The sequence below is a fragment of the Luteimonas yindakuii genome, assembly GCF_004803715.2.
In the GTDB taxonomy this organism is placed as follows: Bacteria; Pseudomonadota; Gammaproteobacteria; order Xanthomonadales; family Xanthomonadaceae; genus Luteimonas; species Luteimonas yindakuii.
The window spans coordinates 1,561,248-1,575,252 of the sequence record NZ_CP039383.2 but is presented as its reverse complement, the minus strand read 5'-3'; the positions used below and the strand labels follow the sequence as shown (position 1 = coordinate 1,575,252).

12 protein-coding genes are annotated in these 14,005 nt (G+C 69.9%); 9 read left to right on the top strand and 3 right to left on the bottom strand.

What is annotated here, in order from left to right:
- The first annotated feature begins 5 nt into the window (after nt 1–5).
- From E5843_RS07210 to E5843_RS07170, 9 genes are all read left to right on the top strand, one after another.
- Nucleotides 6–401 carry a response regulator gene (locus tag E5843_RS07210; protein ID WP_134673357.1) on the top strand — a complete coding sequence of 132 codons (396 nt, stop codon included), beginning with the start codon at nt 6–8 and terminating at the stop codon, nt 399–401.
- Nucleotides 398–1,849 (top strand): sigma-54 dependent transcriptional regulator, encoded by a 1,452-nt coding sequence (locus E5843_RS07205; RefSeq protein ID WP_136412266.1) that lies wholly within the window; start codon nt 398–400, stop codon nt 1,847–1,849. The genes E5843_RS07210 and E5843_RS07205 overlap by 4 nt, the downstream gene beginning before the upstream one ends.
- Nucleotides 1,850–2,033: 184 nt before the next feature.
- Nucleotides 2,034–2,414: a flagellar hook-basal body complex protein FliE gene (gene fliE, locus E5843_RS07200; protein WP_134674627.1), complete on the top strand. Its 381-nt coding sequence runs from the start codon at nt 2,034–2,036 to the stop codon at nt 2,412–2,414.
- Between the two features lie 36 nt (nt 2,415–2,450).
- The gene (gene fliF / locus E5843_RS07195) at nt 2,451–4,136 is read left to right on the top strand and encodes a flagellar basal-body MS-ring/collar protein FliF (RefSeq protein WP_141065847.1); all 1,686 of its coding nucleotides are present in this window, start codon (nt 2,451–2,453) and stop codon (nt 4,134–4,136) included.
- The gene (gene fliG / locus E5843_RS07190; protein WP_134673354.1) at nt 4,120–5,136 is read left to right on the top strand and encodes a flagellar motor switch protein FliG; all 1,017 of its coding nucleotides are present in this window, start codon (nt 4,120–4,122) and stop codon (nt 5,134–5,136) included. The genes fliF and fliG overlap by 17 nt, the downstream gene beginning before the upstream one ends.
- Nucleotides 5,133–5,753 carry a FliH/SctL family protein gene (locus tag E5843_RS07185; RefSeq protein WP_141065846.1) on the top strand — a complete coding sequence of 207 codons (621 nt, stop codon included), beginning with the start codon at nt 5,133–5,135 and terminating at the stop codon, nt 5,751–5,753. Before fliG ends, E5843_RS07185 begins: the two co-directional genes overlap by 4 nt.
- A complete protein-coding gene (locus tag E5843_RS07180; RefSeq protein ID WP_134673352.1) occupies nt 5,750–7,174 on the top strand; it encodes a FliI/YscN family ATPase in 1,425 nt (474 codons plus the stop codon). Before E5843_RS07185 ends, E5843_RS07180 begins: the two co-directional genes overlap by 4 nt.
- Nucleotides 7,171–7,623, top strand: a complete 453-nt coding sequence (gene fliJ, locus E5843_RS07175; protein WP_136412262.1) for a flagellar export protein FliJ — start codon at nt 7,171–7,173, stop codon at nt 7,621–7,623. Before E5843_RS07180 ends, fliJ begins: the two co-directional genes overlap by 4 nt.
- The gene (locus E5843_RS07170) at nt 7,623–8,681 is read left to right on the top strand and encodes a flagellar hook-length control protein FliK (RefSeq protein WP_141065845.1); all 1,059 of its coding nucleotides are present in this window, start codon (nt 7,623–7,625) and stop codon (nt 8,679–8,681) included. Before fliJ ends, E5843_RS07170 begins: the two co-directional genes overlap by 1 nt.
- 52 nt (nt 8,682–8,733) lie before the next feature.
- Here E5843_RS07170 and E5843_RS07165 read toward each other — a convergent pair whose 3' ends face one another.
- From E5843_RS07165 to E5843_RS07155, 3 genes are read right to left on the bottom strand one after another with little or no spacing between them, the layout of a single operon-like run.
- Nucleotides 8,734–9,351 carry a TetR/AcrR family transcriptional regulator gene (locus tag E5843_RS07165; protein WP_166815938.1) on the bottom strand — a complete coding sequence of 206 codons (618 nt, stop codon included), beginning with the start codon at nt 9,349–9,351 and terminating at the stop codon, nt 8,734–8,736.
- Between the two features lie 58 nt (nt 9,352–9,409).
- Nucleotides 9,410–10,840, bottom strand: a complete 1,431-nt coding sequence (locus tag E5843_RS07160; protein WP_279631894.1) for an efflux transporter outer membrane subunit — start codon at nt 10,838–10,840, stop codon at nt 9,410–9,412.
- Nucleotides 10,830–13,994: an efflux RND transporter permease subunit gene (locus E5843_RS07155; protein WP_141065844.1), complete on the bottom strand. Its 3,165-nt coding sequence runs from the start codon at nt 13,992–13,994 to the stop codon at nt 10,830–10,832. The genes E5843_RS07160 and E5843_RS07155 overlap by 11 nt, the downstream gene beginning before the upstream one ends.
- Nucleotides 13,995–14,005: the final 11 nt, after the last annotated feature.

The window sequence follows — 14,005 nt, the reverse complement described above, 5'->3', positions numbered from 1 at the left end:
TCCACATGGATACGATCAAGGTCCTGCTCGTCGACGACCACGAGGGTTTCATCAACGCGGCGCTGCGGCACTTCCGCAAGGTCGACTGGCTGCAGGTGATCGGCACCGCCGCCAACGGGCTGGAGGCGATCGAGCGTTCCGAGGCGCTGCGTCCCGACGTGGTGCTGATGGACCTGGCGATGCCGGAAATGGGTGGCCTGCAGGCCGCGCGCCTGATCAAGGCGCAGGACGACCCGCCCTACATCGTCATTGCCAGCCATTTCGACGATGCCGAACACCGCGAGCACGCCACCCGTGCCGGTGCCGACAACTTCGTCAGCAAGCTGTCCTATATCCAGGAAGTCATGCAGATCCTGGAATCACTGCACTCCCCGCAGGGACGTGATGGAGACCCGTCGTGAGCGAACCCCGCATCCTCGTCATCGACGCCAACGGCGACCGCGCCGAGCGCCTGTGCACGCTGCTTGAATTCATGGACCTGCGCCCGCGCTGGGTGTCGGAGCCCGGCGAAATCGCACCCGCCCGCCACCGCCAGAACGACTGGATGGCGGTGCTGGTCGGCGACCTCGATGACGCCGACGCCACGCGCACCTTCTTCGCCTGGCTGGCACAGGCCAGCGTGCCGCCGCCGGTGCTGCTGCTCGATGCCGAACCGGCCGCCTTTGCGGCGGCGCACGGCCTGCACGAAGCCGGCGTCTGGGCGCTGGAAGCGCCGTTGCGCCACGCCCAGCTGGAGAACCTGTTGCGCATGGCGAGCCTCAAGCGCATCGATGCCGACGCCCAGGCCACCGCCGACCAGGGCGGTGGCCCCACCGGCACCAGCGAGCCCGTGCAGCGGCTGCGTCGGCTGGTCGACCAGGTGGCGCCGTTCGACACCACCGTGCTGGTGCTGGGCGAATCCGGCACCGGCAAGGAAGTCGCCGCGCGCGCCATCCACCACCGCTCGGCGCGACGCGACGGGCCGTTCGTGGCGATCAACTGCGGCGCGATCCCGCCGGAACTGCTGGAAAGCGAACTGTTCGGCCACGAGAAGGGCGCGTTCACTGGTGCATTGTCGGCGCGCAAGGGCCGCTTCGAGATGGCCGAGGGCGGCACCCTGCTGCTCGACGAGATCGGCGACATGAGCCTGCCGATGCAGGTCAAGCTGCTGCGCGTGCTGCAGGAGCGCTGCTTCGAGCGCGTCGGTGGCAACCAGACCATCAAGTGCGACGTGCGCGTCATTGCCGCCACCCACCGCAACCTCGAGGATCGCATCGGCGAAGGCCACTTCCGCGAGGACCTGTTCTACCGCCTCAATGTGTTCCCGATCGAGATGCCCGCGCTGCGCGAGCGCCGCGACGACCTGCCGGAGCTGGTCCGCACCATCGCCGCGCAGCTGGCGCGCAATGGCCGCGGCGAGATCCGCTTCGCCGCCGAAACCCTCGATGCGCTGGCCGGCTATGCCTGGCCGGGCAACGTGCGCGAGCTGAGCAACCTGGTCGAGCGCCTTGCCGTGCTCAATCCCGGTGGCCTGGTGCGCGTGCAGGACCTGCCGCAGCGTTACCGCGACCACCTGGCGCATGCTACGGCCACGCCCGCGGCTGCTGCACCCGTGCGCAGCCCCGCGGCCGATGCGCAGCGGACCACCGCCAGCGCGGTGGTGGTGGAGACCGCCAACGAAACGCACCTGCCCGAGGACGGCCTCGACCTGCGCGACCACATGGCGCAGATCGAGCTGCGGCTGATCCGCGAGGCGCTGGAGCGCAGCGACGGCGTGGTGGCGCATGCGGCGCAACTGCTGGGCCTGCGCCGCACCACGCTGGCGGAAAAGCTGCGCAAGTACGGCATCGAGCGCGACCTGGCGGCATAGGCCGCGCAGGCGACACCTACCGTTCTCCCGACCATGCCCTCACCCCTGCCCCTCTCCCGCAGGCGGGAGAGGGGTTGCGAAGCCGCGCACGGCGGCGCGCTCAGCAACCCTGTTACATCGCATGGCACCCGCTGCGGCACGCCGCTTGCATGGTCAACGGGGATTCCCGCCAGTCCGCATGTCGATGAGCCACTCGGTCAATTCGATCCTCACGCAGATCCGCAGCTACCAGGGCCAGGTGCGCCAGACCGTGGGCGCCGATATCCCGCGCACCGATGCGATCCCCACCCCGGGTGGCCTGCAGGGTGGCAACGCGATCGGCGGCACCACCGGCACCGCGGCGCCGAGTTTCGGCGCCACCCTGCGCAATGCGCTGGAGGGCGTCAACGGTGCACAGCAGCGCAGCGGTGAGCTGGTGCGCGCGTTCGAGCTGGGCGAGCCCGGCGCGGACCTGGCGAAGGTGATGGTGGCCGCCCAGCAGTCGCAGGTCGCCTTCCGCGCCACCGTGGAAGTGCGCAACCGACTGGTACAGGCGTACCAGGACGTCATGAACATGCCGCTCTAACGCGGCCCGAACAGCTCCAGGGGACCACCGGATACCATGGCGATCACGTTGTCGAAGGAAGCGCTCCGCGCGGACAAAGCCGGCGAAAAGGCGGTCGAGGTGTTCGATCGCCTCGAGAAGATGCAGCTGGCGCGGCGGCTGGGGAAGATGCTGCTGCTGGCCGGCGCGGTGGCGCTGGGCCTGATCGTGTTCTTCTGGTCGCAGAAGCCCGGCTACGTGCCGCTGTATGCCGGTCTCGACGCCAAGGCCACCGCCGAGGCCACCGACCTGCTGCGCACCGCGCAGATCCCGTTCCGCATCGACCAGTCGACCGGCGCGATCTCCGTGCCCGAACAGAACGTGCACGACGCGCGCCTGAAGCTCGCCGGCTCCGGGCTCACAGAGTCCGGCCGTCTCGGCTTCGAGATGATGGAGCGCGACCCCGGTTTCGGCGTCAGCCAGTTCGTCGAGACCGCGCGCTACCAGCACGCGCTGGAGACCGAGCTGGTGCGCACCATCAGCGCGCTGCGGCCGGTGCGCGACGCACGCGTGCACCTGGCGATCCCCAAGCCCAGCGCGTTCACCCGCCAGCGCGAGGCCGCGAGTGCCTCGGTGGTGCTGGAACTGCGCGGTGGCGCCGCGCTCGAGCGCGGCCAGGTCGATGCGATCGTGCACCTGGTCGCCTCCAGCATTCCCGACCTCGCACCCGAGCGCGTGACCGTGGTCGACCAGAACGGCCGCATGCTCAGCAATGACCGCCAGGACGCCGCGGCCGCACTGAGCACGCTGCAGTTCGAGCAGGTGCGCCGCCAGGAGACCTCGTTCAACCAGCGCATCCGCGAGCTGCTCGAGCCGATGACCGGCGCCGGCCGCGTCAATGCCGAGGTCACCGTGGACATGGACTTCTCGGCGATCGAGGAAGCGCGCGAGCAGTTCAACGCCGAGCCGCCAAAGCTGCGCAGCGAGCAGGTCAGCGAGAACAGCGCGGCCACCGGCGGCGCGCAGGGCATTCCCGGCGCGACCAGCAACCTGCCCGAAACCGTCGAGGATCCCGCGGCGGTGGATGCCGCCGTCGCGGCCGCCACCGGCGGCAATCCGACCGAATCCTCGCGCAGCGCCACCCGCAATTACGAGCTCGACCGCACCCTCAGCCACACCCGCCAGCCGCCGGGCCGGATCCGCCGCGTCACCACCGCGGTGCTTGTCGACCACGTGCCGCGCGCCGGCGCTGAAGGCGCCAGTACGCTGCAGCCGCTGACCGCCGCCGAACTGCAGCGCGTGGAAGCCCTGGTGCGCCAGGCGGTCGGCTTCGACGAGACACGCGGCGACGTGGTCTCGGTGATGAATGCGCCGTTCGTGCGCGAACAGGCCGAAGACATCGGCGGCACGCCCTGGTGGCAGATGCCGCAGCTGCGCGATGGCCTGCGCCTGCTGCTGGGTGCGGTGGTGGTGCTGGCGCTGCTGTTCGGCGTCGTGCGCCCGGCGATCCGCCAGATCAACGATCCCGCGCCGCGCCGCAAGCCGGAGCCGCAGACCGCCGAGGTGGTCCTGGTCGAGGACGACCTGCCGGCGCTGGCCGACGACACCGCGCAGCTGGGCGCCGGCAGCAACCGCGCACCGATGGCCCTGCCCTCGGATGCCTATGAGGACCGCCTGCGCCACGCGCGCGAAGCGGTACGCACCGATTCCAAGCGCGTGGCACAGGTCGTGAAGGGGTGGTTGGGTGATGAAGCATCCGTCTAACAGGGAAGCGCTCACCGGCGTGCAGCGGGCGGCGGTGCTGCTGCTGTCGCTGGGCGAGGACGACGCCGCCGAAGTGCTCAAGCACATGGAGGCCAAGGAAGTGCAGAAGCTCGGCCTGGCGATGGCGACCATGGGCGCGATCAGCCGCGAGCAGGTCAGCACCGTCATGGACGACTTCCACGACATCCTCGACCGCCAGACCTCGCTGGGCGTGGGTGCCGACGACTACATCCGCGCGGTGCTGGTGCAGGCGCTCGGCGCCGAGCGCGCGGGCAGCCTGATCGACCGCATCCTGCTCGGCCGCAACACCACCGGCCTGGACACGCTGAAGTGGATGGATCCGCGTGCGATCGCCGACCTGGTGCGCAACGAGCATCCGCAGATCATCGCCATCGTGCTCTCGCACCTCGATCCCGACCAGGCCGCAGAGACCCTCAAGCTGATGCCCGAGCGCACCCGCGCCGACGTGCTGCTGCGCATCGCCACGCTCGACGGCATCCCGCCGAACGCGCTCAACGAACTCAACGAGATCATGGAACGCCAGTTCGCCGGCAACCAGAACCTCAAGTCCTCGGCCGTGGGGGGGGTCAAAGTGGCCGCCAACATCCTCAACTACATGGATACCGGCCAGGACCAGGGCCTGCTGGTGGCGATCCGCAAGGTCGACGCCCAGCTGGGCCAGCGCATCCAGGACCTGATGTTCGTGTTCGACGACCTCATCGACCTCGAGGACCGCGAGCTGCAGACGGTGCTGCGCGAGGTGTCGGGCGAGCGCCTCGGCGTCGCGCTGCGCGGCGCGGATCCGAAGGTGCGCGAGAAGATCACCCGCAACATGTCGCAGCGTGCCGCCGAGATCCTGCTCGAGGACATGGAAGCGCGCGGCCCGGTGCGGCTGTCGGATGTCGAGGTCGCGCAGAAGGAGATCCTGGCGGTGGTGCGGCGGCTGGCCGATGAGGGCGCGGTCACGCTCGGCGGTGGCGCCACCGAGGAAATGGTATGAGCGCGGCGGTCCGCTGGCTGGCGCCTGCACTCGATGCCGACGACCGCACGACCGTGGTGCAGGCCGAAGAACCGGTCGAGCTTCCGCGCCCGCCATCGCTGGAGGAAATCCAGCAGATCCGCGACGAGGCGCAGCGCGAGGGCCACGCGGAAGGTTTCGCAAGCGGGCATGCGGAAGGCTTCGCACAGGGCCAGGCGGAAATCCGCCGGCTCACCGCGCAGATCGAGGGCATCCTCGACAACTTCTCGCGTCCCCTCGCCCGCCTCGAGAACGAAGTGGTGGCCGCACTCGGCGATCTTGCCGTGCGCGTGGCCGGCGGCCTGGTCGGGCGCACGTACGAGGCCGACCCCACCCTGCTCGCCGACCTTGTCGCCGAGGCCGTGGATGCGGTGGGCGGCGCGGCGCGCGAGGTCGAAGTGCGCCTGCATCCCGACGACATCGCGGCGCTGACGCCATTGCTGTCGCTGGCACCCGCCACGCGCCTGATCGCCGACCACGCGCTGGCGCGCGGTGACCTGCGCGTGCATGCCGAGAGCGTGCGTATCGACGGCAGTCTCGACGCCCGCCTGCGTGGCGCGCTCGACACCGTGCTGCGTCGCGCCGGGGCACGCGCATGAGTACCCGCCCGATCCCGCACGATGAGGCACGGGCACGCGACGCCGCCCTGCCCGCCGATCCGGCCGGCTGGCTCGGCGCACGCAACCTGCGCCTGGCCGCACGGCTGGCCGCCACCGGCCCGGATCCTGCCGCCGGCCGCGGACTGATCCGCGAAGGCATCCTGCGCCGTGCGATCGGCCTGACCGTGGAGGCCGTGGGCTGCGAGGCACCGATGGGCGCCACCTGCCGGGTCGAAGTGGACGGTGGCTGGGTGGAAGCCGAAGTGGTCGGCTTCGCCGGCGACCGCACCTCGCTGATGCCCAGCGCCGAGCTGCATGGCCTGCTGCCGAATGCGCGCGTGGTGCCGCTGCATCGCCGCGGCGGCGTGGAGGTGGGCGAAGGCCTGCTGGGCCGCGTCATCGACAGCGACGGCATCCCGCTCGATGGCAAGGGCCCGATCCGCGCCGAAGGCAGCGTCGGCATGGCCGGCGTCTCGATCAACCCGCTTGCGCGCGAACCGATCACCCAGCCGCTGGATGTCGGCGTGCGCGCGATCAATGCGTTGCTGCCGATCGGCCGCGGCCAGCGCGTGGGGCTGTTCGCGGGCTCCGGCGTCGGCAAGTCGACCCTGCTCGGGATGATGACCCGCTACACCGCCGCCGACGTCATCGTGGTCGGGCTGATCGGCGAGCGTGGCCGCGAAGTGCGCGACTTCGTCGAAAGCACGCTCGGCGAGGAAGGCCTGCGCCGCGCGGTCGTGGTCGCCGCGCCGGCCGACCGCCCTCCGCTGGCGCGCCTGCATGGTGCCTACCGGGCGACGGCGATCGCCGAGTGGTTCCGCGACCAGGGCCTCAACGTGCTGCTGCTGATGGATTCGCTGACCCGCTTCGCGCAGGCGCAGCGCGAGATCGGCCTGTCGGTCGGCGAACCGCCCACCACCCGCGGCTATCCGCCCAGCGTGTTCGCCAAGCTGCCTGCGCTGGTCGAGCGTGCCGGCAACGGCGCCAAGGGTCGCGGTTCGATCACCGCGTTCTACACCGTGCTGACCGAAGGCGATGATCCGCAGGATCCGATCGCCGATGCCGCGCGCGCGATCCTCGACGGCCACATCCTGCTGTCGCGACGGATCGCCGACGCCGGCCTGTACCCGGCGATCGACGTCGAATCGTCGGTCAGCCGCGTCGTCACCGAGATCGCCGACGAGACCTGGCGCGACCGCATCCGCGCGCTCAAGCGCCTGGTGTCGGCCTACAACGCCAACCGCGACCTCATCGCCATCGGCGCCTACCAGCGCGGCGGCGATCCCGCGGTCGACGAGGCGCTGGCGCGCTGGCCCGAGATCATGGCCTTCCTGGGCCAGGACGTCGCCCGCGCCGCCGATCTGAACCACAGCCGCGACGCGCTCGCGAGCCTGCTGCAATCCGAGGAGTCCCCTGCATGAAATCGTCCAAACGCATCGATCCACTGCTCAACCGCGCCCAGGACAACGAGGACGCCGTCGCCCGCGTGCTGGCCGATCGCCAGAAGGCGCTGCAACAGAACGAATCGCGGCTCGACGAACTGCGCCGCTACGCCGACGAATACGGGCAGAGCCAGCTGGCCGCCACCAGCCCGGCGCAGCTGGCCAACCGCCGCGCCTTCCTCGAGCGGCTGGAAACCGCCGTCGAGCAGCAGAGCCGCGCCGTCGACAACAGCCGGCAGACGGTCGAAGTGGAACGCGGACGCCTGCTGCTGGCCAGCCGCGACAAGCAGGTTCTCGAGCAGCTCGCTGCCAGCTATCGCGCGCAGGAGCGCGTGGTCGATGAACGCCGTTCGCAGCGCGAGCTCGACGACCTTGGTGCACGCCGCGTGCGACTGGCCGCGCTTGCAGCGGAGGGAATCGGCTCGTGATGCAGCCGGGTCCGCCGGCGCCGTTGGCGGTGGTGCCTGCCCGGGCGCAGACGGCATTGCTGCCGGCGTTGCCGGCCTCGCCTGCATCAGCGGACGCTGCCGGCAGTCCCGATTTCGCGCACACGCTGCAGGATCTGTTCACTCCGGCGGATTTTCCGTTGCCGGATCCCGCCGTCATGACCGCGCTGCCGGGCGCGAACCCGGACGCCGCGGAGCAGCCCGAGATGCAGCCGGATGCGTCGCTCGCGATCGTCGCGCTCCAGGCCACCGTCCCGCCGTGGCCACCGGTCGGCCTCGCCGGCCTGTTTGCGGTCGACGTGTCGACGACCCCCGACGCGGATGCGGACCCGGCTGTCATCACGTCCGCCCACGCGGGAACGGTGGCGACGGGCAGCATGCGGACGGCCGCACTCGCGACCGGGGTTGCACCGCTGATGCCGGCCGCCCCGCAGGCATCGACAGCCGATGCCGCGGCGGCCGCGTTGCCGTTGGCCGATGACGGCACGGCGGCACTGCCCCTGCCCCTGGAACTCTCGGCCGCCCACGACACCGCGCCTGCCCCGCCCGCCTTCGCCCTCCCATCGGGTGCGGGCGGCACGCCGCTCGTGATGCGTGATGCGGCGCCCGTGCTCGCCACGCCTTTGCCGCCGGCCGATGTCCATGCCGATGACTTAGGCGACCGCTTCGGCGCGCAACTGCAGTGGATGGCCGGGCAGAAGATCGGCCACGCGCGGATCCAGGTCACCCCGCATGACCTCGGGCCGGTGGAAGTGCGCCTGCAGATGGATGGCGACCGCATCAGTGCGGAATTCTTCAGCGCCCATGTCGATACCCGCCAGGCGCTCGAACAGGGCCTGCCGCGGCTGCGCGACCTGCTGGGCGAACACGGGTTCCAGCTGGCACATGCCGGTGTCGGCACGCAGTCGGATGGCGGCGCGCGCTCCGGTGATGGCAACGCCACCGGCACCGGCGGCAAGTCGGGCGATGAACTCGAAGCCGGTGCCCCGGCGAGCGTGATCAGGCGTGCGACGATCGGTCTGCTCGACGCCTACGCATAACCGTTCCCGGGACTGCTGGCACTCGCGGCGTCGCCAGCAGGCGGACGCGCCTTCAACGCAGATCGGCGTCCAGCAACCTCGGCACCACGTCCTGCAGCGCGGCGAACAGCAACGCCCGGTCGAGACCCGGCTCGCGGGTCTCGCGCAGCTTCAACCCTTCGATCAGGCACTGCAGCATCAGTGCACGCCGGCGCGCAGCGTCGTCGGCCAGGGCATGGCCGCCCGCCTCGCGGGCGCGGGTCAGCCAGTCATGCAGCGCGTCGCGCACGGTGGTGTCGTAGTCGTCGAGGGCGGCCGCGATCTGCGGATCGCGGGTCGCTTCGGCGGAAATCTCGAGCAGCAGCGCCGCGTTCATGCCGCGCCCCTCGGGCCGGTACGAGCGGCCGTACTCGTTGGTCATGATCACGGCAAAATCCGGACACGTGTTGCGGCCGATGTCCGCGCGCAGCAGCACCAGTTGTTCCTCGACGATCGCCAGGATGATCGCGCTCTTGCTCTCGAAGTAGCGGTAGATCAGCCCCGCGCTCATCTGCGCGGTCTCGGCGATCGCCGCCATGCTGGCACCGTGGAATCCGTGCTCGATGAAGCAGTGTTGCGCGGCATCGAGGATGCGCTTGCGCTGGGCCTCGGCGCGCGCCTCGGCCTTCTCCGATCGGGGTCTTGCGTTCATCCACCGTGCTCCGTCAGTCCGCTCCAACAGCTGCAAAAGGGTAGCGTCACGCCGTCCACTAGATGTCGCCGCGTTCCCGCCAACCGCCACCGAGCGCCTTGTACAGCGACACCTGGTTGACCTGCCCGGCCAGCCGCACCGCCACCAGGCCCTGCAGGGCGGCGTACTGCCCGCGTTGTGCATCGAGCAGCTGCAGGTGGCTGTCGAGACCGGCGTCGTAACGCGCCTGCGAGAGTTCGAGGGTGCGCGTGGCGGCATCGAGCAGTCGCTCTCCGGCGGCGATCTGGCCGTCCAGCGAGGTCTGCAGTGCGAGTGCATCCGAGACCTCGCGGAACCCGGCCTGGATCGACTGTTCGTACTGCGCCAGCGCGATGTCGCGGTCGGCGGTGGCCATGCCCAGCGCCGCGCGCAGGCGCCCACCCTGGAAGATCGGGATGTTGACCGCGGGCATGAAGCTCCACGTCCGCGTGCCGCTGTCGAACAGCCCGGACAGTTCGTTGCTTGCGGTGCCGACGCTGCCTGTGAGGGTGATCGACGGGAAGAAGGCCGCCCGCGCGGCACCGATATGCGCGTTCGCCGCGCGCAGGCCGTGCTCGGCGGCCATGATGTCGGGCCGACGCAGCAGCACGTCGGACGGCAGCCCCGCGGGCAGCGGTGCCGCCACCGCCACCTGCGGCACGGCCGCATCGGGCAACAGCGCCGGATCCACCGGCCCACCGGCCAGCAGCGTCAGCGCGTTGACGTCGCGGGCGACCTGTCCGGCATAGCGCGCGGCATCGGCGCGTGCGGTTTCGACCAGCGTGCGCGCCTGGTTCACGTCCAGCGCCGACGCACCGCCAAGCGCGTGGCGACGCTCCGCCAGCGACAGCGAAGCCTCGCGGCTGCGCAGGGTCGCCTCGGCGATGCGCAACAGTTCCTGGTCGGCGGCCAGGGTCAGCCAGCCGGCGGCCACTTCCGCCACCAGCGCCAGTTGCGCGCTGCGTTGAGCCTCCTCCGTGGCGAGGTACTGCTGCAGCGCCGCGGCGCCGAGATTGTGCACGCGACCGAACAGGTCGAGCTCGAAGCCGGCCACGCCGAGACCGACGCTGTAGGCGTCGTTGACCGGTGCATCGCCGCCGGTGCGCAGCAGTTCCGCGCCCGCGCCAAGCGACGGCACGCGGGCCGCACGCTGGATGCGGTATTGCGCACGCGCGCGCTCCACGTTGAGCACGGCGACGCGGAGGTCGCGGTTGTGGTCCAGCGACTGGCCGATCAGTGCCTGCAGCCGCGGATCGGCGAAGAAATCGCGCCAGCCGATGTCGGAAACCGCAGAGTCCACCGCGTCGGCATCGGCCGCGACGTCGCCTGTGGTCGACGACCCCGTGCCCGGCGTCGAGGTCCATTCGGCGGGGATCGCCGGAGTCACCTGCGGCAGCGGCGGTTCAAGCGTGGCGCAGCCGGATGCGGCCAGCGCCACCGTCAATGCCAGGGTCAGCGGCTTAGACATCACGGACCTCCGTCGCCGGCAATGCCGGTGCGGTGTCCTTCTGGCGGCGGCCGAACACCTTCTGCACCACCACGAAGAACAGGGGGATGAAGAACAGGCCGAACAGGGTGCCGACGATCATGCCGCCGAGCACGCTGGTGCCGATCGCGTTCTGCGCGCCGGAACCGGCGCCCGACGACAGCGCCAACGGGGTGACACCGAGGCCGAACGCCAGCGAGGTCATCACGATCGGCCGCAAGCGGTCACGCACCGCCTGCATGGTCGCTTCGATCAGCTCCATGCCCGCCTCCACGTTCTGCTTGGCGAACTCGACGATCAGGATCGCGTTCTTGCTGACCAGGCCCACAGTGGTGAGCATCGCCACCTGGAAGTAGACGTCGCGGTCCATGCCGAACACGGTCGCGGCCAGCGCGGCGCCCAGGATGCCGATCGGCGCGGCCAGCAGCACCGAGGTCGGCACCTTCCAGCTCTCGTACAGCGCCGCCAGGCACAGGAACACGATCAGCAGCGACATCGTGTAGAGCAGCGGCGTCTGCGAACCGGCCTCGCGCTCCTGGTAGGACAGCGCGGTCCACTCCACGGCGAAGCCGGGCGGCAACTGCTGCGCGAGGCGTTCGATCTCGGCCATCGCATCACCCGAGGAGACGCCCGCTGCCGCCTCGCCCTGGATCTCCATCGCCGGCACGCCGTTGTAGCGCTCCAGTCGCGGCGAACCGTAATCCCAGTCCCAGCTGCCGAAGGCCGAGAACGGCACCATCTCGCCAACGTTGTTCTTCACCGACCACTGGTGGAAGTCCTCCGGGGTCATGCGGAACTCCGCATCGGCCTGCACATAGACGCGCTTGACCCGGCCGCGATCGATGAAGTCGTCGATGTACTGGCCGCCCCAGGCGGTGGCCAGCGTCGCGTTGATCGCGTCCTGGGTCAGGCCGAGCGCGCCGGCACGGGCGACATCCACGTCAATGCGCAGCTGCGGCGTGTCTTCCTGGCCGTTGGGACGCACGTTGGCCAGCAGCGGGCTCTGTGCCGCCATGCCGAGCAGCTGGTTGCGTGCATCCAGCAGCGCCTCGTGGCCCTGCGCGCCGTTGTCCTGCAGGAAGAACGAGTAGCCGGCGGCGACGCCCAGTTCCGGCATCGCCGGCGGGGCGAAGACGAAGATGAAGGCATCCTTGATCCGGCTCAGCGCGCCCATGCCGCGGCCGGCCACGGCCGATGCGCTGAGCGCTTCGTCGGTGCGCTGGTCCCAGTCCTTGAGCTTGATGAAGGCCATGCCGGTGTTCTGGCCCATGCCGGCGAAGCTGAAGCCCTGCACCGCGAACACCGATTCGACCGCGTCCGTCTCGTTCTGCAGGAAGTGCTGCTCCAGCGCCTCGATCGAGCGGATGGTGCGTTCCTGGGTCGCACCCACCGGGGTCTGCACCAGCGCCATCAGCACGCCCTGGTCCTCCTCCGGAAGGAACGAGGTCGGCAGGCGCATGAACAGCACGCCCATGACCACCACCATCGCCGCGAAGATCGCCATCCAGCGCTTCGGGCGCGAGACGATCGCACGCACGCCACGGCGGTACTTGCCGCTGGTGTTGTCGAAGCCACGGTTGAACCAGGCGAAGAAACGCGCCATGCGCCCGCCGCCGCTGTCGTGGTGCTCGCCCTTCTTCAGCGGCTTGAGCATCGTCGCGCACAGCGCCGGCGTCAGCACGATGGCCACCAGCACCGACAACGCCATCGCCGAGACGATCGTCACCGAGAACTGCCGGTAGATGACGCCGGTCGAGCCGGACATGAAGGCCATCGGCACGAACACCGCCGACAGCACCACGCCGATGCCCACCAGCGCACCGGTGATCTGGTCCATCGACTTGCGGGTGGCCTCCAGTGGCGACAGGCCTTCCTCGCTCATGATGCGTTCGACGTTCTCGACCACCACGATCGCATCGTCGACCAGCAGGCCGATCGCCAGCACCATCGCGAACATCGTCAGCATGTTCACCGAGAAGCCCAGCGCGGCGAGCACGCCGAACGTGCCCAGCAGCACCACCGGCACCGCGATCGTCGGGATCAGCGTGGCGCGGAAGTTCTGCAGGAACAGGTACATCACCAGGAACACGAGCACGATGGCTTCGATCAGCGTGGTCACCACGCTCTTGATCGACACCTGCACGAACGGCGTGGTGTCGAACGGAATCACCACCTTCATGCCCGGCGGAAAGTACGGCTCCAGCTCGTCGAGCGCGGCCCTGACGCCGGCGGCGGTATCGAGCGCGTTGGCACCGGTGGACATGGCGATCGCCACGCCCGTGGCCGGCTGGCCGTTGTAGCGCGAGGCGAACTCGTAGATCTCGGTTCCCATCTCCACGCGGGCGATGTCGCCCAGGCGCAGCACCGAGCCGTCGGCGTCACTGCGCACGACGATGTCGCGGAACTGTTCCGGGGTCTGCAGGCGGTCCTGGGCGTTGATGGTGGCGTTGATCTGCTGGCCATCGACGGCCGGCGCACCGCCGAGCGAGCCGATCGCCACCTGCGCGTTCTGCGCGCGGATCGCGGTGGTCACCTCGGGGATCGACAGCCGGTAGGTGTGCAGCTTGTTCGGATCCAGCCAGATGCGCATGGCGTACTTGCCGCCGAACACCTGGATGTTGCCGACGCCGGGCACGCGGCTGAGCGGGTCGACGATGTTGGCGCTGACGTAGTCGGCGATGTCGACCTCGTTCATCGTGTCGTCCTCGGACACGAAGCCGATCACCTGCAGGAAGCCCGACATCGACTTGGCGACGTTCACGCCCTGGCGCTGCACTTCCTGCGGCAACAGCGGCATCGCCAGCTGCAGCTTGTTCTGCACCTGCACCTGGGCGATGTCCGGATCGGTGCCGCTCTCGAAGGTCAGCGTGATGGACGCGATGCCGTTCGACGAGGACTGCGACGAGAAGTACATCAGCCCGTCGAGGCCCTTCATGTTCTGCTCGATGACCTGGGTCACCGAATCCTCGAGCACCTGCGCGGAGGCACCCGGGTAGATGGCGCGGATCTCGACCGCGGGCGGTGCCACCGTGGGGTACATCGACACCGGCAGATTGGTGATCGACAGGAGGCCGGCCAGCATGATGATGATCGCGATGACCCAGGCGAAGATCGGGCGATCGATGAAGAAACGTGCCATGGAGGTCTCCG